We start from the raw sequence: 22,208 nt of genomic DNA, 5'->3' as shown, positions 1-22,208 counted from the left end.
CAATTGTTTGGTCCTGGTTCAACGGCTCGGAAGCAGGAAACGCACTTGCCGATGTGTTAAAAGGCGTGGTGAACCCGTCCGGCAAATTGCCATTTACCTTTCCTGTATCGTTAGGAGACACTCCTGCTGCAGCCTTAAATACTTATCCGGGTAAAGGCGCAACGGCAGAATATAAAGAGGGCATACTGGTTGGATACCGCTGGTACGACACAAAAAAAATCCAGCCGCAATACCCCTTCGGTTATGGGCTTTCCTACACTGATTTTTCCATAAGCCGCTTCTCGGCTGATAAATTAAGCTACGGGAAAAACGGGACCATCCGTGCAAAATTCACCATTAAAAATACAGGCAGCAGCTACGGAGCCGAAGTGGTGCAATTGTATGTAAGCGATCCGGTTAGTTCGGTTTTGCGTCCAGAAAAAGAATTGAAGGCTTTTAAAAAAGTTTTCCTGCAACCGGGCGAAACTAAAACAGTTGAACTGGATGTAAGGGTGGAGGACCTGGCCTTTTACGACGTGACAAAAAAAGGCTGGAATACCGAATCCGGTGAATACATTCTCCAATTGGGTAATTCATCGCGCAATATTTCAAAAACAGTAAAAATCCTGGTTAAATAAACCCCTTTCAGAAGCACTGTGAAGTTTATGGAAAATCTGTGAACGGGATATGCAGGCTATCTGGAATACTGATAAACTCGGAAATAATTTTCAATGGGAATGCCCCATTGGGGCAGTAGAATAAATAAAACAATAAATAATATTGACTTACTTTGACTATTTTCATATAACAGATTCCATTTCCCAGGGAAAATAAAGTCTGTTAAATTAACAAGAGCCAAAAAAGAAAAATATATCTTGCCGTTATTATGCTTAGAGGACGCGATACCTCATTGGTGCCGATTTATCCTATAAAACAAATTAAAAATTCGTGACGAAAATTAGATTATTAGCGGTTGTAACATTATGCATTTTTGGTTATTTAAAAACGTTTGGCCAGGAGGTCAATAATGCCATCGGGAAAGCGCAGCCCTTCCCTGATGCTTCGGTTGTATTAAAACCGTCATGGATAAAACAAAGGGAAGACTTGAACACAAGGTATGTTAAATCTCTTGACCCCGACAGGTTATTGCACAATTTTAGGGTAAATGCAAAACTGCCCTCCAACGCCAAGCCTCTTGAAGGCTGGGAAGCCCCGGATGTTGGATTGAGAGGTCATTTCACCGGCCACTATCTTTCCGCCGTTTCGTTATTGGTAGAAAAGTATCAGGATACATTATTAAGCAGGCGGCTTAGTTACATGGTAGATGAATTATACAAATGCCAGCAAGCTTTGGGCAACGGTTACTTAAGTGCATTTCCGGAAAGCGAATTTGACACATTGGAAAAAAAGTATGGTGGTGTATGGGCACCGTATTACACTTATCACAAGATCATGCAGGGGCTGCTGGATGTTTTTGTACGTACCAAAAACAAAAAGGCATATGAGATGGTCGTAGAAATGGCGGCTTATGTCAATAACAGAATGTCCAGGCTTGATAAGGAAACCATTGAAAAGGTACTTTACACCCCAGGGGCGAATCCTGCAAACGAAGCCGGTGCAATGAGCGATGTTTTATATAAACTCTATAAAATTTCAAAAGACCCTAAGCACCTGGCACTAGCGAAAATATTCGACCGTGATTGGTTTGCCGTTCCTCTGTCAAAGAACGAAGATATTTTGAATGGGTTGCACTCCAATACGCATTTAGTATTGGTCAATGGATTTGCTCAGCGATATTCCATTACGCAGGAAAATTTATACCATGATGCTGTAGTGAATTTCTGGGATATGCTCATTAAGCATCACGCCTACGCAAACGGATCAAGCAGCGGGCCGCGGCCTAATGTTGTCACACCCACATCACTCACCGCAGAACACTGGGGGGTACCTGACCATCTCAGCAATACGATGACAAATGAGATTGCAGAATCATGTGTATCACACAATACGCAGAAACTAACTTCAACGCTTTTTTCATGGACAGCCGATCCGATCTATGCCAACGAGTACATGAATACATTTTACAATGCAGTGTTGCCAACCCAAAATTCCCACACAGGAGCTAATGTTTATCATTTACCGCTTGGTTCTCCCAGAGTTAAGGCTTTTTTAAAAGAGAATGATTTTCGCTGCTGCAACGGCACCAGCATCGAGGCATTTGCTTTATTAAATTCAGGAATTTATTTTCATGGTCATTCTGATTTGTGGGTCAACCTGTACATTCCCTCCAAAGTTGCATGGACTGAAAAAGGTATAGTATTGGAGCAACAAGGCAATTTCCCCGCAGACTCCACGGTAGAATTTACTGTTTCAGCAAAGAAAGAGGTGGTTTTTAATCTTAATTTTTTAATTCCCGCTTGGGCAGGAAAAGTAGATATATACATCAATGGCCAAAAGCAGGATGCAAATGTTTCGCCTTCATCCTATTACAGTATAAATCGTAAATGGAAGAACAATGAAAAAGTAAAACTGATTTTCCACTACAATTTTTATATCAAGGCTATGCCTGATGATCCAAAAGTAGTGGCCATATTTTACGGCCCCAATCTCCTGGCATTTGAAACCGCATCTGAGGTTATTTTAAAAGGAACAAAGGAAGAGATCTTGAAAAACCTGTCAGTCTCCGATAACAATCTATTTCATTTAGCTGATGCGGGGAGAATTTACTCACTCCGTCCACTGTATGACATTAGAGATCAATCATACGGAGTATACGGTACTATCAGAGGGTATTAATGGAGGAGAGCATGATCTTAATAAAAACTTAGCCCCCAATCCAGGATATTAGTTAATAAATTTAGTTTAATTGATCGCCCTAAGTGGACATTCCGGGAGGCCAGATCGGGCTGCTCCGTGCGCTTTGGAGCACCGGGTTGTGTAGGCAATAAAAGAAATCGGAATTAATGATCAATTTTTTTGCGATAAAAGGATTAATTTACAATGCTATACAAAACTACAAAGCCATGAAAAAAAAGACGTGCATGTTTATTCTTTCCTGTTTGCTACTGTTAGCCTGTTCCAATACAAAAAAACTGGCAGGCACAGGCGATGCCGACAAAAGCTGGAAGAAGCTATTTAACGGCAAAGATATTAACGACTGGTTTGTGAAGATAAACCATCACCTGGTTGGCGAAAACTATGGCAATACATTCAGGGTAGAAGATGGTATGATCAGGGTTAGCTATGACCAATACGGCGATTTTGACGATCAGTTTGGGCACCTGTATTACAAAACACCTTTTTCTCACTTTAAACTGAGGTTTGAGTATCGTTTTGTTGGTAAGCAGCAAAAAGGCGCGCCAGACTACACACTGCTTAACAGCGGCGTAATGTTTCATTCGCAGGACCCCAGGACAATGCTGAAGAACCAGGACTGGCCCATATCCATAGAAATGCAATTATTAGGCGGTTTGGGGGATGGGAAACCAAGGCCAACCGGCAATATGTGTTCACCCGGCACTGATGTTGTTTATAAAGGGAGCGTATCGCCCGATCATTGTATCAATTCTACCTCAAAAACCTACGATGGCGAGCAGTGGGTAAAGGGAGAGTTGATTGTTCAGGGTAGTAAATTAATCACACATATCATCAACGGCGATACCGTGCTGCAGTATTCCCGGCCCACCATTGGCGGAGGGATAGTAAAAGGCTACGACCCCAAATACAAAAAGGATGGCACCGTGCTAAGCAGTGGTTTTATAGCCTTGCAAAGCGAGGGCCAACCCGTCGATTTCAGGGACATCGAGATCAAGCAGTTGCCGGATACTGATCGTTAGGCCTAAGCAATCTTTACGCCCGTGGCCGCAGCACCGTGTTGAGGCTGTATAAACGGTAAAATCGGGCCTCTGAGAATTGCATCGTAAGGAAACGCATTCCATTAAGTTGTCCGTAGGATTTAAAGAAAAAGAGGCTGATCATGATTGATGATACAGCCTCTTTTTCTATGTATACAACCGCCGCCGTTAAACCTTAATTATCCATATCAAGACTACTTCCCGGCCTAGCCCGGACTATCCATGCCCGCCTGCTTTTTGCGCAAGTCCTAAAAGTTTCATCTGCATGCATCGGTTCGCGGTACGCGTCGGTTAGTTCACTACCCATCCGGCATATTTATTGATTTTTGTTGCTATCTGCGCTAAATCACAACAGTAGATACGTTAATAAATGAATGGGTGAACCTTTCATAGCTTGTTCTGTAGCAACATCGTGAACCAAAGTTGGCTTTTATTGGCGATTAGTGTGATGCTGTCCTTTTCTGTTAGCATAGTTTTGATTCAATGGTTTTCGCATGCCATTTTTTCAAAATCGGAGAAAGATTTAAGTTAATGTATCTACTATGAATATTAAACGCAATGCATTACTGCTAGCAGCTGGCTTTGTAATTTTGGCCGGGTTGAGGTCTCAGGCACAGTCTTTTCCACCCAGACCCAGAATTGATAGTATAACCGAAAACGATACCCATCGAACGCTTGTGCCATTCTTTACCCGGGCAACGGCATTAAAAAAGAGCCCCACTTCCGATGGGTTTATCCAGCGTTGGTTACTCTTAGAGCCTATCAATAAGTCGATAAGAAGCAATCTTGTTTTTACGAATAACTACCTGAAAAAGGAATTCGAAACCGATTATTTCCCAAACCAGTTTACCGTTATCCCGAAAGATGGAGACAAAGTAAAAGTTGGCGAGCAGGAAATATTGTGGCACGCGCTGGAGAGTCCGACTTTCAATGTGAAATTGTTTCGTTTTGCCTATGGACTAAGAAAACAGACTTATGCCGTGTTGTTCTGGGCCGTAACGATTGTAAACAGCCCGCGGGAAATACAAAATGTAAGGTTAGCGGTAGGGTCAAACGGAGGATCTGCATGGTGGCTTAATGGGAAGGAAGCAGTGGTGCTTGATGGAGACAGGCGCATGGTAATGGACGATTGCGTATCGCCACGATTGACGCTTAATAAAGGGAAAAATATCATCAGGGGCGCATTGATTAACGGGCCCGGACTGAGTGATTTTTGTGTTCGCCTGCTGAATGAAGACGGAAAGCCCATAAAAGATGTCACTATAAGTTTACAATAAATTAATCGGTCGTTCCATTTAACATCGAATTTCTACAGCAATTGTTTATGATGAAATTAACAGTAAAGGCAGTCAGTACTATAGCCATTTTTGCATTATGGTCAACCCTTACCGCGGTGGCACAAATTGGCAAACCATTCATACACGACCCCTCAACAATCGCAGAATCCGATGGGAAGTATTTCACATTCGGCACGTTTGGGGGCGGGTTGATATCCGAAGACGGTTGGACCTGGAATGAGGGCGGAGTAAGGCCCGGCCGAGGAGCCGCCCCCGATGTATTGAAAATTGGGGACCGCTACCTTGTCACCTATGGCGCCACTGGCGGAGGCCTGGCGGGCGGCCATAATGGTAAAATACTCACCATGTGGAATAAATCGCTCGATCCAAAATCGCCTGATTTTAAGTATTCGGATGCTATAGTGGTTGCCTCATCCGATGGTATAGAGGACAATGATGCGATAGATCCCAGCCTCCTTCTCGACCCCACCGACGGGCGGTTATGGTTATCCTATGGCACCTATTTCGGCTATATCCGCCTGGTAGAACTCGACCCCAAAACGGGCATGCGTGTAAAAGGCAACAAAGCCTTGAACATAGCCATAGATTGTGAAGCCAGTGATTTGGTATACCGGGATGGATGGTATTATCTGCTGGGTACACACGGTACTTGCTGCGATGGCCCAAACTCAACTTACAATATTGTTGTTGGCCGGTCCAGAAAGGTAACCGGTCCGTATCTGGATAACGTGGATAGAGATATGCTCAAAGGCGGCGGCAAACTGGTGCTTGCCGCCGGCGACAGGCTGATTGGGCCGGGGCATTTCGGGCGTTTCGTGGTAGGTAACGGCGTTGAAAAGATGTCTTGCCATTATGAGGCCGATTTGGACCAGAGCGCCCGTAGTGTATTGGGCATACGCCCATTACTTTGGAAAAATGGATGGCCTGTTGGAGGCGAAAACATCAAAGACGGAACTTACGAAATAGAATCTGAGCGAAGGGGTTACGCCTTGCAATTGGCCGTTGATTTTACCAGGATGCCAGGCGGGATGCGATTCAATCGTGATAATAACGAACCTATAAAACCGGTGCCTTCACAGGAATTGGCAGATGTAATTGCAGGCTGGCCGACCACCAACATAGGGGTTACCATAGGAGATTATATGTTTCGCCCACATCAGAAATGGACAATTTCGCCGGTTGTGGGTGCCGGAGGATACCTGGGTGGCCCGTATTATAAAATAGTGATTGCCGGTACCAACCGTGCCTTAGCCGCAACTGCAGAAGCTGAGCTCATAACCGTACCAACATTCACCGGTGCGCCTGAGCAATTATGGCGTATAGATCAGTTGACGGATGGGACGTATAGGATTATGCCGAAGGCTGTTCCAAACTCCAAAGAGCAACTGGCCTTAGTATCTTCAGGAGACAGCACGCCCACGCTAGCCAAATTTGATATGAACAGCGATAATTCCAAGTGGAATTTCAGGACTCACTAAAATCCGGAAAACACGCGTTTTGGTGAGTGGGGTTTGTCCAGTTTTATTTTATAGAAAGTTTGGAAAAAACCGGTGAAATCAGGCCGGGCCGGGAGGCACTTACCTACCGGTTTGCCGCTTCTGCTACTTGCGTAAATTTGCCCAAAAATCGTAAAAAATCTGTGTTTTTCGGAGTTTTTTCGGTGTTTTTATTGCTTTTTGTGGCTTTTTATGCGCAGACATCAAAAGTGCCAAATTTGCATGGAATGGCGGTTTTTGCCAAAATTGCGAGTGTTTGGCCCAAAAAAAATTCCAGCTTTTTCCAATAAATCGCACCTGTTTTAGCTATAAATTTCCAGGAAATTCCAGCTGTTTTTGCGGTAGAAAAGGCATCAAAATGCAACCCATAAATCATTGTCGCTGATGTTTAGCGCTGTGCTCCAAATTAACCATTTGTGTAAAAATCAACAGGGGGTTTTATTAGAAGTTACCCATTGGCAAAACCAATAACTTGCCGCCACCAATTATAAAAGGGTTTCGCCGGCCATGTTTTTCGGCACGAAAGAACCGCTTTTTATTAAAGCTGATAATTACCCATGAGATATTTAAACACGATATGGAGCAAGCCATTTTTATTGATACTGCTTTGTAGCATTTGCGGCAGCCCACTCAATAAATTAAATGCACAAAGCAATTCGCTGCCCTTCCAAAACCCAAAGCTTAGCGCCGAAGCCAGGGCTGCCGACCTGGTAAAAAGGCTTACGCTGGAAGAAAAGGTATTGCAAATGCTCAACAAAGCACCTGCCATTACCAGGTTAGGCATCCCGGCATACGATTGGTGGAACGAGAGCCTGCACGGGGTAGCCCGCACAGAGTATAACGTTACCGTTTACCCGCAGGCCATTGGCATGGCTGCAGGCTGGGACCCGGCCGCTTTTAAGCTGATGGGCACTTACATTGCGCAGGAAGGCCGCGCTATCTACAATCTATCTGCTGCTAATGGCAGTACGGGTATTTACCACGGCCTCACTTACTGGACACCTAACATCAATATCTTCCGCGACCCGAGATGGGGGCGGGGGCAGGAGACTTATGGCGAGGACCCATTCCTAACCGGTCAGCTTGGAAAAGGCTTTGTAAACGGCCTGCAGGGCACCGACCCGCATTATCTTACCGCTGCTGCATGTGCCAAGCATTTTGCGGTACACAGCGGCCCCGAACCATCAAGGCATACATTTAACACTACCGTTAGCAATTACGACCTGTGGGATACCTATCTGCCCGCCTTTAAAGAGCTTATTGTAAATGCTAAAGTAGCAGGCGTTATGTGCGCCTACAACGCGCTGGGCGGGCAACCCTGCTGCGGCAACGATTTGCTGATGACGGATATCCTGCGCAACCAATGGAAGTTCAAAGGCTACGTTACTTCGGATTGCTGGGCCATCGACGATTTCTTTAAAAATCATAAAACCCATACCGGGCCGGCGAGCGCCGCAGCAGATGCCGTGTTCCATGGTACCGATCTGGAATGTGGCACGGATGCTTATAAGGCCCTGGTGCAGGCCGTTAAAGATAAACTGATAGATGAGGAGCAGATCAATGTTTCGGTAAGGCGGTTATTCACTATCCGTTTTAGGTTGGGGCTGTTTGATAAGGATTGTAAATATAACCTGATAGGTAAAGAAGTATTAGAGGCAAAGCCGCACCAGCAACTTGCCCTTAAAATGGCCCGGCAGTCTATCGTGTTACTAAAAAATGAAGGGCAATTGCTTCCCTTAAAAAGAACGTACAAAAAAATCGCGGTTATTGGCCCCAACGCTGATAATGAAACTTCGGTTTTGGGCAACTATAACGGGTTCCCTTCGGTAATTACCACACCGTTAAAGGCCATCAGGGCGAAGTTTGGTGCAGGCACTGATGTTTATTATGAAAGGGCAACGAGCTATACCGATAACCGTGTAGCCTCTGCCATAAACAATCCCGCCGTTTTTTCAATCGATGGGCATCGGGGTTTCAAGGTAACGTATTTTAAAAATACCGAATTGAGCGGCGAGCCGGTATTTACCAATTATGAGGAAACCATAACGCACCGCTGGCCCGAAAATGGCGACGTGGCAGGCGGCATAAAAGCGAATGGGTTTTCGGCCCGTTGGTCCACGGTTTTTGTTCCGGATAGCACGGGGCTATACAGTTTTAAAATTACCGGGAGGGATGGCTACCGCTTATTGGTTGATGGTGTAGAGAAAGCCGCCGACTGGAGGCTGCACGGCTCAACTACTATTGATTTTGTACAGCAATACACGGCAGGGAAGCAATATCAAATTGTACTTGAATTTTACCAGGGCAGTGCCCCCGGCCGGATTGCTGCTATAAAAATGATACCCGGCAGGGTAAAAGAAAACAAGCCCGAAGATATTGCTGCGCGGGTTAGCGACGCTGATGTTATTGTGTTTGTAGGCGGCATATCGCCCGAACTGGAAGGTGAAGAAATGCCTGTTAGCCAGCCCGGTTTCTCGGGTGGCGATCGTACGTCAATTGCGCTCCCGGCTATCCAAACCGAAACTTTGAAGGCCTTGTATGCTACCGGAAAACCAGTGGTGCTTGTGCTGATGACCGGAAGCGCAATTGCCATGGATTGGGAAAATAAACATATACCGGCAATAGTGAATGGCTGGTACGGCGGCCAGGCCGCGGGCGACGCAATTGCCGATGTGCTTTTTGGCGATTACAACCCGTCCGGCAGGTTGCCCGTAACCTTTTATAAAAGCGACCGCGATTTGCCGCCATTTGAAAGTTACGCCATGGCCGGCCGTACCTACCGGTATTTTAAAGGTGAGGTAGCTTACCCCTTTGGCTTCGGGCTTAGCTATAGCAAATTTGGCTATAGGTTTGGAAAACAAAAAATGAAAGTTAGCGCGGGGAAAATAACCGGAATGGTTAATGTTAAAAACCAGGGAGCGAAAGCCGGTGATGAGGTTGTGCAGGTATATATACAGTATCCGAATGGTGTTAATGAATTGTTGCCATTAAAAGAATTAAGGCAATTTAACAGGATAAGCCTCAGCCCGGGTGCTTCTAAAAATGTTGCAGTGTCTATACCGCTTAGCAGCCTTAAAAAATGGAACGAACAGGCCGGGAAGTTAACCTTGCGCCCCGGGAAATATAAAATATTAATAGGCCCAAATTCAAAAGACAACGCCTTGCAGGCAGAGGTTTACTTGAACTAAGGTTACCGGCAAGCCGTCCTTTGCTCCGCACAAGGGGCTTCAAAGAGTAATAGCCCATGACTTGACAGACGGATAATGCATAAGACGTTCCTATGGAACGTAAGGATGTTCGTCCGATTTTCTACCCATAAAACATCCCGAAGGGATGAAAAAAAGAAAACGTTGCATAGGAACGTCTTATGGGAAGATTTTCTACCCATAGAACATCCCGAAGGGATGAAAAAAAAGAAAACGTTCCAGAGGAACGTCTTATGAAATGTGTTTTATGATGGGCTATTACTCTTCAAAGCCTCCATCTTGCTATTAGCTGTAACGCTGTTGCAGATCGGAGATGATATCAAACTCATCTGCCACCTTGGTTATCAGGCTTTCGAACACTTTAAAGTATTGGGCATAAACCTGGTGGTTTTCGGGCTTAGGATAGTAGGTTTGTTGCATGGCAACTGTTTTAGAGGCTTCTTCCAGTGAAGGATAAATACCCATCTCGGTGGCGCTTAACAGGAAGGCCCCCCTGCCGATGCTATCGCCATGACTGAGCGTGCTTACGGGCTTATTAAATATATCTGCAATGATTTGGGTGCAAAGCGGTATCGAAGCGAAGTTGCCATTTATGGAGAGTCCTTCAATATGGCGATGCTTTTCCAGCGTGCGGCCGATGCTGTACATTTCGTATAGTATGCCCTCAATGGTAGCCCTGATGAAATGCTTGCGCTCGTGCCTTATGTTTACCCCAAAATAGCAGCCACGGGCATTGGGGTTCCAGATAGGGGCACGTTCGCCATGTAAGAAGGGGAGGAAGAGTAAGCCGCCCGAGCCAACTTCAACTGTTGCCGCTTCCTGTATCAGCATTTCCATTGATTGATCGATATCAAAAGCTTTCTGAAAATCGCCGAATTGTTTGGTAAACCAATTGAATATCACGCCGCCATTACTGGTTGGCCCGCCGGTAATGATGTGCTTTTCGGTGAGCAGGTAGTTGAAAATCTGCTGTTTTGGGTCCTCTATTATTTTGTCGCCGATGATGCGGAACGCACCGCTATCTTCGATAGTTATGGTAGCCATGTTATTGCCCCAAACGCCTGCACCCAGGGTTGCCAGGCAGCCATCGCTCGATCCGATGAGGATTTTTACTGTAGGCAGCAATTTTAAAACCCTTTGATATTCTTTTTTTAGTGTTACGCCCGAGTAGAAAACAGGGTGCAAAGCGGGTAACTCTTCGGGAGTGATGCCTGCAAAATTCAGAGCCGCCTCATCCCACGTCAGTTTGTGGATATTCATCAGCCCCGTCGCAGATGCTATACTGTAGTCTATCACACATGCTCCCGTAAGCTGCTGTATGATATAGCTCTTCATCGGCATGAATTTTTTCGCCAACCCGAACTTTGCCGGATCGTTATTCTTCATCCAGGCAATTTTTATTAACGACGACATGGGGTGTATAGGCGTACCGGTGGCTTTATAAATCTCTTCGCCAAGTGCGCTCGCTTTTAATTCGGCCGCTTCTTTTTTGCCCCTGTTATCGGCCCAGGTAATGGCGTTGCCCAGGGGGATGCCGTCTTTATCTACCGCCAGCAAGCTATGCATAGATGAACCGAAGCAGATGCAGCTTACCGTATATTTTTTAGGGTATATCTTCTCTATAAGCAGGTTTTTTAAGATATATAACATCGTGATAAACATCTGCTCCGGGTCTTGTTCGCTATGGTCGTTTTGTTCATGAAAAGTAGGGTAATGCCCCTTAGAGGAACTGATTAAATTGCCCGAAAGGTCGAAGGCAAAAACCTTTACTGCGGCCGTGCCCATTTCTATGATGATGATACAGTTCATAATGTATGCTATTGATCTGTTGTTTTATTTTTCCTGAATTCGGTTGGTGTGTAACCGGTAAGTTTCTTAAACGTTGTGGAGAAATGCTGCGACGAATAAAAGCCGGTGTTAAGCGCTATATCCGTAATGTTTACCTCGTTCCTTTTTAAAAGCTTGGTGGCTTCGGCTATCCTGATGTTGATTAAGTAGTTCAGCGGCGAAAACCCGGAGTAATTTTTCGCCTTTTCGGTGAACGCGGTTGTTCCCATACCAATTAGCGTGGCCATTTCTTCAACCGTCCATTGGTGGGCCAGGTCTTGCCTTAAGGCTTGTTCTAATTTTAAGAAAGTTTGCGGGAAATCTCGCCTCGAATTATTTTGCCTGATGAGCTGCCGGCTTATCAAAACAAAAAGCTCATCCAGTAACTGGTTTGCGCGGGTGTAAAAACCTACTTCTTCGTTTTGCAGCTCGGCTTGCAAATTATGCATCAGTACATGCGCCTCTTTTAGTTTCAAAACGTGCTGCTCTTTATTTACCAGCAAAATTTGGTTAACAGATATTTTTTCTTTTTTAGTCAGCCCGCTCCATTTACCCAGTAGAAGCTTGCCGTGGTCTTCGGCGACTACCTTTATCCAAAAAAGCGCACCGATATTTAATATGCCGCTTTGCCCGCCAATGCGCTGGCCCGGCAATACTATCGCAAAATCTCCCGGGTATAAGGTGTGTTCCTGTGAATCAATTATCCAGGTATGCTTCCCTTCCAAAATATAATACAGGCAAATGCAGTCTGTAACGTTGCTGTTAAAGGAGTTAAGTTGTATAGTATTATTCTTTTTGTGGGCAAATTCCAGAATGTGCGGAAAATGCACGAGTTCTTTAGATGCCCCTTGCTGAAGTATCAATTGATTCATTCAGAATATATAATTGGTATGCTGCTGCGGTACTCACAGTACCGCAACAGGTATTTGGGAACCATAAACCGGCACCCATAAAAAGCAAGTTTACGCATTATCAAACCAACATTTGTATAAAAACCATCGCTGTTTTTTAATGGTATTTTGCGGGTTTTATATTGCCATTATTTGTAAACAATTATAACCAGTCCCAAATTAAATCAAGCTGCTGTTGCCCCGGGGCCGCCCCGCTGATCAGTATGCGCATCAAATTGTATTATGAGAAAATGGCGTTTACTCCCCGGCATTTTAGGTGCTGCATTATTGTATTGCTGTATCTTTTGTCAAACTGCTTCGGCGCAGCAAATCACCAAAGATGAACTGATATTCCTCACACCCGAGTGGAAAGGCGAGCGCTTTGCCGATGGCCGCCCCAAAGTGCCTGATGCTATTTTGGCAAGGATGAAAAAAGTGAGCATAGAAGAAGCCTGGGCCGTATTAAAGAATGCCGGTTACGCCTACCAAATAACCGAAAATTGGTTAGTAATAAACCCCGATAGCGTTTTGGTAGGGCGCGCGGTAACGGCAACATTTATGCCGGCACGGCCCGATGTGTGGAAGGCAATAGACGACCGGGGTAAAGCACAAGGCAAAAAAGGCCAGAATACCTGGCCGGTAGATTTATTGGTAAAAGGCGATGTGTACGTAGCAGACCAATTTGGTGCGCATAAGAACGGGCCAACCATTGGCGATAACGTGGGTAACGCCATATACGCTAAAACAGGCAACGGTATAGTCTACAATGGTGCCGTAAGGGATATCCGCGGACTCAAAGAGATTGGCGGTTTTACCTCATTCGTAGAAAGCTACGATCCATCGTATCATAACCCGCCGGGCGACCTCAATACCATGATCATTGGCATCAACCAGCCCACCCGCATTAAACAGGCTACTGTAATGCCCGGGGATGTAGTGCTCGGCGAAAACGGCGTAGTAATATTTATACCGCCGCACCTGGCCGAAAAAGTGGTAACCACCTCTGAAATAGTAAGGCTGAGAGATATGTTTGGCCACCTGCGGTTAAAAGAAGGGAAATATACCGCCGGGCAGATAGATGCCCGCTGGAGCGACGATATCGAAAAGGATTTTTCGGCCTGGCTAAATGCGCATATCAACGAGTTGCCCGTACCTAAAGAGCAAATACAAAACATCCTGAAAAACCGAACCTGGTAAAACAATCTACCTATAACGATAAAAAATTATGTCAAACAATCAAAACAGGCGCAGCTTTCTTACGAAGGCTTCCATAGCCGGCGCGGCTGCGCTGGCAGCACCGCTGAGCAAAACATTTGGGCAGGGGTTAATAGATGCCAAAGAGCGAACATCGCAGGCATCGGCACCAACCGACCTTAAAATAACCGAGGTGAAATGCGCCTACGCAGGGGGCGGGCTTTTTGTGAAAATATATACCAATCAGGGCATTTGGGGCTCTGGGGAAGGGGTTGATGCCATTGCAGGCACCTATTACCTGGTTAAACGACTGGAATTTTTTCTGAAAGGACGCAGCCCGCTAAACCCTAACCGTATAGCCGAAGAAATACGTAAGGCAAACTTTTTTGGCGGGGCACAGTCGGGTATGTTCGTTGCTGTACTCACCGCTATCGAGGCCGCGCTTTGGGATCTTACCGGCAAGGCTTTGGGTGTACCGGTTTACCAGCTGTTGGGCGGTAAATACCGCGATAAATGCAGGGTGTATTGTGATACCGAATTATATACCGCTACGCACCCTGTCCCGGAGGATTATGCTAAAGCTGCCCGGGGCGCCATCGACCGCGGATACACCGCTGTAAAATTTGATATTGACGATGGGCGCGACCCGAATAAGTTCGACCGATATAACTGGACCGCCAGCAACGCCGAGCTTGAACGGATGTACAATGCCATTGCTGCGGTAAGAAAGGAGGTGGGGCCGCATATTGATATTTGTGTAGATATGCATGGCCGCTATGATGCAACTACCGGCCGAAGGGTTGCCAAGATGATGGAACCTCTAAACCTGATGTGGCTGGAAGAGCCTATACCCGCAGATAACATTGATGTATATAAAACCGTAACCCAGGAAACAACCACGCCTATTTGTGCCGGGGAGAATTTTTACCTGGCGTATGGCTATACCAGGCTACTATCGGAAGCCGGGATAGATATTGTAATGCCCGATCTGCAGAAATGTGGTGGCTTAGGCGAGGGGCAGCGGATAGCCAACCTGGCCAACCTATACTATGTGCCGTTTTCGCCGCATATGGTGGGTTCGTTCCTGGGCGCTATGGCTACGGCACATGTTTGCGCATCGGTACCCAACTTTCACATTCTGGAATGGCAGACACTGAGCGACACCGAACCTAAATGGAAAGAGATCGTAACCTACGATAAACCCTTTATCGAAAAAGGCTTCCTGGTTTTATCTGATAAGCCGGGTGTAGGCGTGGAGATAAACGAAGAGGGCCTTAAAAAATACGCCGTGCCGGGCGTGCCTTTCTTTGCCTGATGGTTTGGAGGATGAGTGCTTTTTACAAAGCAACTGCCGCTTTGGCTATAGCTGCATTTGTCACGCTTTTATTAACCATTGCTTTTAGGGGGCTGGCCTATGCGGGCCCCTACTTGCTTGCGTTTTTTTTGCTGCTGGCCATCAGCGCACGTGCATTTCCAAAAACCAAAAGCTTTGCTTACACGGTAGTTATTTTTGGGGCGGCGGCAATGGCGCTTTATTACCCCACGCTATTTGTAAGCTATGGCAGTTTTAAATACGCTACGCTGATTATCCCGCTAATCCAGCTAATTATGTTTGGCATGGGCACCTCTATGCATTACAAGGATTTCCTGGGCGTTTTAAAGGCCCCTAAAGGCATCTTGATAGGCGTGGTGAGCCATTTTATCATCATGCCTTTACTCGGCTTTAGCATAGCCACATTGAGCGTAAAGTTTGCCGGCATGCCGCCCGAAGTAGCGGCGGGCATCATACTTATTGGTTGCTGCCCCAACGGTATGGCATCTAACGTGGTATCGTACCTGGCTAAGGCAAACCTGGCCCTGTCGGTTACCATTACCAGTATATCCACGTTGCTTTCGCCGGTGGTAACCCCTTTTTTGATGAATTTACTTGCCGGCCCGCTCATCAAAATAAACCCCTGGCTAATGGTTGCGGATATTTTTAAAATGGTGATGATACCCATAGCCCTGGGCTTGCTTTTTTCGTCTGTAGCCAAGGGGCGTGCAAACTGGCTCAAAAAAATAATGCCGTTGGTGTCAATGGCAGGTATCATTGGCATCATTATCATCATTACGGCAGCCGGGCGCGATAGCCTGCTTAAGGTGGGCTTATTATTGGCTGTGCTGGTGTTGGTGCACAATATCGGCGGCTATTTGCTTGGCTTCTGGTCGGCAAAATTATTGGGGATGGAAGAGCGGGACTGCCGCACCATAGCCATAGAAGTTGGGATGCAAAATGGCGGCATGGCAGCAGGGCTGGCAAAAGGCATGGGTAAAATAAGTACGCTTGGCCTGGCACCGGTTATATTTTCAACGTTGATGAATATCACCGGCTCTTTATTAGCCTCCTACTGGCATAAAAAACCAATCCTCTTAAATAATGAAAGTGTTGATTTAAAGGAAGTTAATTCATAACACGGAGCCTTGAGTGTTCGAAACCTTGAAATCGTTTCTTATCGCTCGAATATTGACTCACCCCGGGTACGCTATCGCTGCCCGACCCTCTCTCCGCAAGCGGAAAGAGGGTGTAGGAAAAAGCTTTTACCCTCTTTGCGAAGCAGAGAGGGTCGACGCACGATAGTGCCGTCGGGGTGAGTTAACTTGCGATGCGGACATGACCGCATGTTTCGAACACTCAAGGCCCGGAGCTTGCAGCAGCGATTTTTTTGTGTAAAAATCATCGCTGTGGTTTTTTAGAAGATAAAGCGATTTGCTTTACCATTCTTTGTATTGTAACCAATTGTAACCGAACGAACGCATTTTTTTTTGACCATAATTAATACCGCAGGTAAGCGGCATAATATAAACAGCTATGCATATTTTTAAGACTACTGATAAAGTTATCGTCAAATACTCGGGCCAGCTTTACAGCTCTGCCGAGTGGACCTGGGACGGTTTCATAAACCGGGAAGGGCTGCATAACGCGGCGCTTAAGGATATCTCAAATCTCACGGCTAACGAGGCGCTATCATCCGATTTGGAAAAGCTGAGCGCGCCTATCGCCAATCAGGAAATATGGGCATCGGGCGTAACCTATTTGCGCAGCATGGATGCCCGCATGGAGGAATCTAAAGATGCAGGCGGCGGTGATTTTTACGCAAAGGTTTACAGTGCCGAGCGCCCCGAAATATTCTTCAAATCGCCCGCACACCGCGCGGTTGGAACGGGTGGTACCGTACGCATCCGTAAGGATTCTAAATGGAACGTGCCCGAGCCGGAGCTGGTTTTGTTTATCTGCAGTGCGGGTACTATCGAAGGATACATGATCGGCAATGATATGTCATCGAGGGATATTGAGGGCGAAAACCCGCTATACCTGCCGCAGGCAAAATCATACGATGGCGCAGCAGCTGTTGGGCCTTGCTTATATGTACCAGCAGCGCCAATTTCTCCCGACACCAAAATCCAACTGGAAATACTGAGGGGCGACGAGCTGATGTTTGCTGATGAGATTTTGATCAGCAGGATGAAACGCACGCACCAGGAACTTGCCAAATATCTTTTTATGGAAATGTCGTTCCCGGCGGGGGCATACCTCATGACCGGTACAGGCATCGTACCACCCGATTCGTTCACGCTTAATTATGGCGACGTAATCAACATCACCATCGGCAATATAGGCACGCTTACAAACCAGGTAGGGGAATAAATGATGATGAACCTGGAAGGAAAGCAATTGATAAACGGCCAAAGCATCGCTTGGGGCACCGAATATTTCTACGCGGTGAACCGGGCGTTGGGAGAAAATCTGGAATGGCGTTTTTTCAATGCCTCGGCACAAGATATCGAAATAGCTGTTGCTACCGCACAAAGAGATTTCGCGATAACCCGCAATAAAACCGGTATCGAAAAGGCCCTCTTTTTGGAAGCCATTGCACTTGAACTGGAGAAAGCCGGCCCGCAGCTTATTGAAATGGCCTGCCTGGAAACCGCACTAACCACCATTCGGATAGAAGGTGAACTGGCCCGCACCATCAATCAGGCTAAATTATTTGCTAAGCTATTGCGTGATGGCCATTGGGTAGATGCCAAAATAGATACCGGCGATGCGCAACGTAAGCCCGCACCAAGGCCGGATATCCGGTCTATGCAACGGCCAATTGGACCGGTTGCCATATTTGGGGCCAGCAATTTTCCGCTTGCTTTTTCCGCCGCCGGTGGCGATACCGTAAGCGCGATAGCCGCTGGTTGCCCCGTTGTATTTAAAGCGCACCCGGGCCATCCGGCTACTTGCGAAATTGCGGGTAAAGCTATACTTGCCGCGTGTGCTGCCAGTGATATGCCCATGGGTTATTTTTCCTTGCTGCATGGCGATGGGCCGCAGGTTGGTGCCGCGCTTGCCGTTCACCCTGCAATTAAAGCGATTGGGTTTACGGGTTCTTACCGAGTTGGGCGCTTATTATACAATGCCGCCGCCGCCAGGCCCGAGCCTATACCGGTTTTTGCCGAAATGGGCAGCACCAACCCCGTGTTTGTATTGCCGCAGGCTTTACAGCAGCGTAGGGACGCGATTGCCGCCGGTTATGTAGGCGCACTTACGCTGGGCGTGGGGCAGTTTTGCACGAACCCCGGTTTGTTGATACATGAATCGGGCAGTGAAGATGGGCTGTTTCATCAGGGCATAGCGGATAATTTAAATGCCGCCACAGGTGGCATTATGCTAACACCTGCTATAGAAGAGACTTATCGTTCGGGCGTATCGGCCAGGCGGGGCCTTAAGGGGCTGCAAATATTGGCCGAAGGCCGGGAAACGGATAATGCCCGGCAACATGCGCCCGTACTTTTTAAAACTAGCCTGACAGCATATAACCAACACAATCACCTGGAGGAGGAATTGTTCGGGCCTTCCGGAATCGTAATCACCGCGTCGTCGCAAGCAGAAATGCTCGCTTTTGCCAAGAACCTGTCGGGCCATCTGACAGCTACGGTACACGCTACAGATGAGGAATTACCGGCATATAAAGACTTGCTGGATGTGCTCGAAACCAAGGTAGGGAGGCTTATTATCAATGGTTATCCAACCGGCGTAGAGGTAGTAGCACCTATGGTGCATGGCGGCCCTTACCCGGCTACAACCGATGCCCGCAGTACATCTGTTGGCACCGGGGCTATCTACCGCTTTACCAGGCCGGTTTGTTACCAGGGTATGCCGCAGGCTTTATTACCAAAAGAATTAAAGGATACTAACGAGCTTGAAATTTGGCGTCTTGTCGACGGCAATTTTAGCAATGCTTCCATATAAATTATAAAACGAATATATAATGTCACAATTCAGAAGTTCGGATTGGTTTGGTAAGTCGGGTAAAATGGGCTTTTTATACCGTAGCTGGATGAAAAACCAGGGAATGCCTGCCGACTTGTTCGATGGGAGGCCGGTTATCGGTATCTGCAACACCTGGTCGGAGCTAACGCCTTGCAACGCCCATTTACGCGATTTGGCGGAATCTGTTAAACGCGGTGTCTATGAGGCGGGCGGTTTCCCGGTAGAATTCCCCATCATGTCATTAGGCGAAACTTTGCTTAAACCAACCGCCATGCTCTTCAGGAACCTGGCCAGTATGGATGCCGAAGAATCGATACGCGGAAACCCTATCGACGGGGTGGTTTTGCTTACGGGTTGCGATAAAACTACGCCATCCACCATGATGGGGGCGGCCAGCGTTGGCCTGCCAACCATCGTAGTACCCGGCGGGCCTATGCTGAACGGAAAATTCCGGGGAACCGATATAGGATCGGGCACGGCAGTTTGGAAACTGACGGACGACCTGAAGACCGGCAAAATAACCAACGATGATTACCTGGCAGCAGAAAGCTGCATGTCGCGCAGCGCGGGCCATTGCATGACCATGGGGACAGCATCTACCATGGCCTGTATGGTGGAGTCGCTGGGCATGTGTTTATCCGGCGCGGCGGCTACCCCCGCTGTAGACTCGCGGAAAAAAGTACTGGCGCAATTATCGGGCAGGCGCATTGTAGAAATGGTGAAGGAAGATCTTACCATATCAAAAATACTGACCAGGTCTGCTTTCGAAAACGCCATAAAAGTAAACGCCGCAATCGGCGGTTCAACCAATTTCCTTATTCATTTAACAGCCATAGCAGGGCGGGTTGGCGTAGAACTGAACATCGACGATTTCGACAAGCTTGGCAGCAGAATCCCCTTGCTGCTTAACCTGATGCCATCGGGCAAGTACCTGATGGAAGACTTTTTTTACGCAGGAGGCTTACCCGTAATTCTAAAGGAGCTTAGCAGTGAATTGGATATGAGCACGGTAACCGTTACCGGTAAATCGCATGCAGAGAACATCACCAGCAATAGTATCTGTTACAATAAAGAAGTTATCGCAGACTACTCGGATCCTATCATTCCGGAGGCGGGCATAGCTGTATTGAAAGGGAACCTGGCCATTAACGGCGCCGTTATCAAACCCTCTGCAGCCACCCCTGCACTAATGCAGCACACCGGCAGGGCCGTAGTTTTTGAAACTATAGAAGATTATCACGCCAGGGTTGACGACCCGGACCTGGATATCGACGAAACCTGCGTAATGGTATTGAAAAGCGTGGGTCCGGTAGGCTACCCCGGCATGCCCGAAGTAGGTAACATGGTGCTGCCAAAAAAACTCCTGGATAAGGGCGTAACAGATATGGTGAGGATATCCGACGGGCGCATGAGCGGCACGGCATACGGTACTGTCGTTCTACATGTGTCTCCCGAATCGGCCATTGGCGGCAACCTGGCCCTGGTAGAAAACGGAGATATGATAAGCCTGGATGTACCCGCACGAAGGATCGATCTGCTGGTTGATGATGCCGTGCTGGAAGAACGCCGGCTATTATGGAAAAAGCCAGCCTACCATACCGATAGGGGGTATGTATCGATGTACCAGCGCCACGTACAGCAAGCCGATAAAGGAGCCGACCTTGATTTCCTGGTAGGGAACTCGGGTTCGGTTGTGACGCGCGATTCTCATTAATAAAGATAGCTGACCAACGATGATGATATTCGTACTAATCTTCTGTATACTGCTACTGGTAGCGCTGATAACATGGGCAAAGGTTAATGCTTTCCTTGCCTTTATTATCGTGGCGTTGCTGGCCGGCTGCTTATTCGGGATGCCGTTCTCAACTGTTATCGCCTCGATAAATAAAGGGCTTGGCGATACCCTGGGGTCGGTTGCCATCATCATCGTATTAGGTGCCATGCTGGGCAAACTGGTTGCCGAAAGCGGCGCCGCCCAGCGCATAGCTCATTTCATGCATGATTTGTTTGGCGCTAAGTACGTTACCTACGCCATGGCATTAACCGGCTTTATAGTGGGTATCCCGCTTTATTACAATGTTGGGTTTATACTGTTGGTGCCTATAATTTTTTCAGTGGCTTCCAGCTATCGTTTGCCTTTGCTGTATGTAGGTATGCCCATGCTCACCGCCTTGTCGGTAATGCATGGCTTTTTGCCCCCGCATCCATCGCCCATGACGCTCATCAGCGTTTTTCATGCAGATATCGTTAAAACATTTGGCTACGGGTTGGTCATTGCTATTCCTGCCATCCTTATAGCCGGGCCAATATTTGCCAACACATTAAAAAAAATCGGGCCAAACGGGTCGCAGTTTGCCCACCGCACCGTCGCTTTGCCCGATCATGAATTACCCGGTATCGTCAATAGCATCTTGTCTTCGCTTTTGCCTGTGATCCTCATTTGCCTGGCCTATTTGCTGCCGGTGCTTTTTGGGGCGGCACCAATTGTAAAAACTTTAGCCCAATGGCTGGGCGAACCAATTATTGCCATGCTACTCACGGTAATCATAAGCACCTATACCCTCGGCTTGCAAAAGGGAAGGCCACTGGCCAAAATTATGGAGGGCTACGCAGGCGCCGTAAAAGATATAGCGATGGTATTGCTCATTATTGGGAGTGCCGGGGCGCTAAAGCAAATATTTATTGATAGCCAGTTGAGCAATGCGCTGGCGGTAATGCTGGTAAAAAGCGCGATGCCGCCCTTATTGCTTGCCTGGCTGGCAACCGCCTGCCTGCGCCTTTGCCTGGGTTCGGCAACGGTTGCCGGCGTAACGGCGGCAGGGGTATTGTTCCCAATTGCGCAGCACGCCGGCCTTGATACCAATTTACTGGTGCTGGCCATTGGTGCAGGCAGTTTGTTTGGCTCGCACGTAAACGATACCGCTTTTTGGCTGTGCAAAGAATATTTTGGCCTAACGGTAAAAGAAACATTGCGCTCGTGGACGGTTATGGAAAGCCTGGTATCCGTAATTGGCCTGGTCGGCGTATTATCACTAAACTGCCTGTTATAAAATGAATGCAAACAATTTAAATCATAAAACCCCTACCTAAATTATGAAGAGAAAAATACTATAAAATCAAAAAAGAGGCAGCAAATGGCCGCCATGGAACACCGTTTTCACAATT

Annotated in this window: 16 protein-coding genes; 14 read left to right on the top strand and 2 right to left on the bottom strand. The window is 47.1% G+C overall.

The window, feature by feature from the left end:
- The 7 genes from AC1DYT_RS20935 to AC1DYT_RS20905 form a co-directional block, all read left to right on the top strand.
- Positions 1–617: fibronectin type III-like domain-contianing protein (locus AC1DYT_RS20935; protein WP_477471468.1), on the top strand; the 617-nt coding region annotated here is incomplete at its 5' end.
- 310 nt (positions 618–927) lie between these two features.
- Complete coding sequence (locus AC1DYT_RS20930) at positions 928–2,775, top strand: beta-L-arabinofuranosidase domain-containing protein (protein WP_477471467.1); 1,848 nt, start codon at positions 928–930, stop codon at positions 2,773–2,775.
- A gap of 227 nt (positions 2,776–3,002) precedes the next feature.
- Positions 3,003–3,815 (top strand): 3-keto-disaccharide hydrolase, encoded by an 813-nt coding sequence (locus AC1DYT_RS20925; RefSeq protein ID WP_477471466.1) that lies wholly within the window; start codon positions 3,003–3,005, stop codon positions 3,813–3,815.
- Between the two features lie 560 nt (positions 3,816–4,375).
- Complete coding sequence (locus AC1DYT_RS20920; RefSeq protein WP_477471465.1) at positions 4,376–5,110, top strand: hypothetical protein; 735 nt, start codon at positions 4,376–4,378, stop codon at positions 5,108–5,110.
- A 47-nt stretch (positions 5,111–5,157) separates the two neighbouring features.
- Positions 5,158–6,609 carry a family 43 glycosylhydrolase gene (locus tag AC1DYT_RS20915; protein ID WP_477471464.1) on the top strand — a complete coding sequence of 484 codons (1,452 nt, stop codon included), beginning with the start codon at positions 5,158–5,160 and terminating at the stop codon, positions 6,607–6,609.
- Positions 6,610–6,668: 59 nt separating this feature from the next.
- The gene (locus tag AC1DYT_RS20910; RefSeq protein WP_477471463.1) at positions 6,669–6,917 is read left to right on the top strand and encodes a hypothetical protein; all 249 of its coding nucleotides are present in this window, start codon (positions 6,669–6,671) and stop codon (positions 6,915–6,917) included.
- 267 nt (positions 6,918–7,184) lie between these two features.
- Positions 7,185–9,815 carry a glycoside hydrolase family 3 C-terminal domain-containing protein gene (locus tag AC1DYT_RS20905; RefSeq protein ID WP_477471462.1) on the top strand — a complete coding sequence of 877 codons (2,631 nt, stop codon included), beginning with the start codon at positions 7,185–7,187 and terminating at the stop codon, positions 9,813–9,815.
- A gap of 303 nt (positions 9,816–10,118) precedes the next feature.
- Here the strand turns inward: AC1DYT_RS20905 and AC1DYT_RS20900 are convergent, their stop codons facing one another.
- Positions 10,119–11,642: a gluconokinase gene (locus AC1DYT_RS20900; RefSeq protein ID WP_477471461.1), complete on the bottom strand. Its 1,524-nt coding sequence runs from the start codon at positions 11,640–11,642 to the stop codon at positions 10,119–10,121.
- Between the two features lie 8 nt (positions 11,643–11,650).
- Positions 11,651–12,532: a helix-turn-helix transcriptional regulator gene (locus AC1DYT_RS20895; protein ID WP_477471460.1), complete on the bottom strand. Its 882-nt coding sequence runs from the start codon at positions 12,530–12,532 to the stop codon at positions 11,651–11,653.
- 261 nt (positions 12,533–12,793) lie between these two features.
- Here AC1DYT_RS20895 and AC1DYT_RS20890 point away from each other — a divergent pair, with 261 nt between their 5' ends.
- From AC1DYT_RS20890 to AC1DYT_RS20860, 7 genes are all read left to right on the top strand, one after another.
- Positions 12,794–13,747 (top strand): RraA family protein, encoded by a 954-nt coding sequence (locus AC1DYT_RS20890; protein WP_477471459.1) that lies wholly within the window; start codon positions 12,794–12,796, stop codon positions 13,745–13,747.
- A 28-nt stretch (positions 13,748–13,775) separates the two neighbouring features.
- On the top strand, positions 13,776–15,059 hold the full coding sequence (locus AC1DYT_RS20885) for a mandelate racemase/muconate lactonizing enzyme family protein (protein ID WP_477471458.1): 1,284 nt from the start codon (positions 13,776–13,778) through the stop codon (positions 15,057–15,059).
- A gap of 11 nt (positions 15,060–15,070) precedes the next feature.
- Positions 15,071–16,195, top strand: coding sequence for a bile acid:sodium symporter family protein (locus AC1DYT_RS20880; protein ID WP_477471457.1), 1,125 nt, complete (start codon positions 15,071–15,073; stop codon positions 16,193–16,195).
- Between the two features lie 397 nt (positions 16,196–16,592).
- The gene (locus AC1DYT_RS20875; protein WP_477471456.1) at positions 16,593–17,429 is read left to right on the top strand and encodes a fumarylacetoacetate hydrolase family protein; all 837 of its coding nucleotides are present in this window, start codon (positions 16,593–16,595) and stop codon (positions 17,427–17,429) included.
- On the top strand, positions 17,430–19,022 hold the full coding sequence (locus tag AC1DYT_RS20870; protein ID WP_477471455.1) for an aldehyde dehydrogenase (NADP(+)): 1,593 nt from the start codon (positions 17,430–17,432) through the stop codon (positions 19,020–19,022).
- 19 nt (positions 19,023–19,041) lie between these two features.
- Positions 19,042–20,757 (top strand): IlvD/Edd family dehydratase, encoded by a 1,716-nt coding sequence (locus tag AC1DYT_RS20865; protein ID WP_477471454.1) that lies wholly within the window; start codon positions 19,042–19,044, stop codon positions 20,755–20,757.
- Between the two features lie 19 nt (positions 20,758–20,776).
- A complete protein-coding gene (locus tag AC1DYT_RS20860) occupies positions 20,777–22,093 on the top strand; it encodes a gluconate:H+ symporter (RefSeq protein WP_477471453.1) in 1,317 nt (438 codons plus the stop codon).
- Positions 22,094–22,208: the final 115 nt, after the last annotated feature.

It is taken from the genome of Mucilaginibacter sp. P1_D10, assembly GCF_056406215.1.
This window is presented reverse-complemented; position numbering and strand designations above follow the sequence as displayed.

Coding starts and splice junctions, on each gene's coding strand:
- AC1DYT_RS20925 (WP_477471466.1), top strand. CDS start 3,003: ATGAAAAAAAAGACGTGCATGTTTATTCTTTCCTGTTTGCTACTGTTA.
- AC1DYT_RS20920 (WP_477471465.1), top strand. CDS start 4,376: ATGAATATTAAACGCAATGCATTACTGCTAGCAGCTGGCTTTGTAATT.
- AC1DYT_RS20915 (WP_477471464.1), top strand. CDS start 5,158: ATGATGAAATTAACAGTAAAGGCAGTCAGTACTATAGCCATTTTTGCA.
- AC1DYT_RS20905 (WP_477471462.1), top strand. CDS start 7,185: ATGAGATATTTAAACACGATATGGAGCAAGCCATTTTTATTGATACTG.
- AC1DYT_RS20900 (WP_477471461.1), bottom strand. CDS start 11,642: ATGAACTGTATCATCATCATAGAAATGGGCACGGCCGCAGTAAAGGTT.
- AC1DYT_RS20895 (WP_477471460.1), bottom strand. CDS start 12,532: ATGAATCAATTGATACTTCAGCAAGGGGCATCTAAAGAACTCGTGCAT.
- AC1DYT_RS20890 (WP_477471459.1), top strand. CDS start 12,794: ATGAGAAAATGGCGTTTACTCCCCGGCATTTTAGGTGCTGCATTATTG.
- AC1DYT_RS20885 (WP_477471458.1), top strand. CDS start 13,776: ATGTCAAACAATCAAAACAGGCGCAGCTTTCTTACGAAGGCTTCCATA.
- AC1DYT_RS20880 (WP_477471457.1), top strand. CDS start 15,071: ATGAGTGCTTTTTACAAAGCAACTGCCGCTTTGGCTATAGCTGCATTT.
- AC1DYT_RS20875 (WP_477471456.1), top strand. CDS start 16,593: ATGCATATTTTTAAGACTACTGATAAAGTTATCGTCAAATACTCGGGC.
- AC1DYT_RS20870 (WP_477471455.1), top strand. CDS start 17,430: ATGATGATGAACCTGGAAGGAAAGCAATTGATAAACGGCCAAAGCATC.
- AC1DYT_RS20865 (WP_477471454.1), top strand. CDS start 19,042: ATGTCACAATTCAGAAGTTCGGATTGGTTTGGTAAGTCGGGTAAAATG.
- AC1DYT_RS20860 (WP_477471453.1), top strand. CDS start 20,777: ATGATGATATTCGTACTAATCTTCTGTATACTGCTACTGGTAGCGCTG.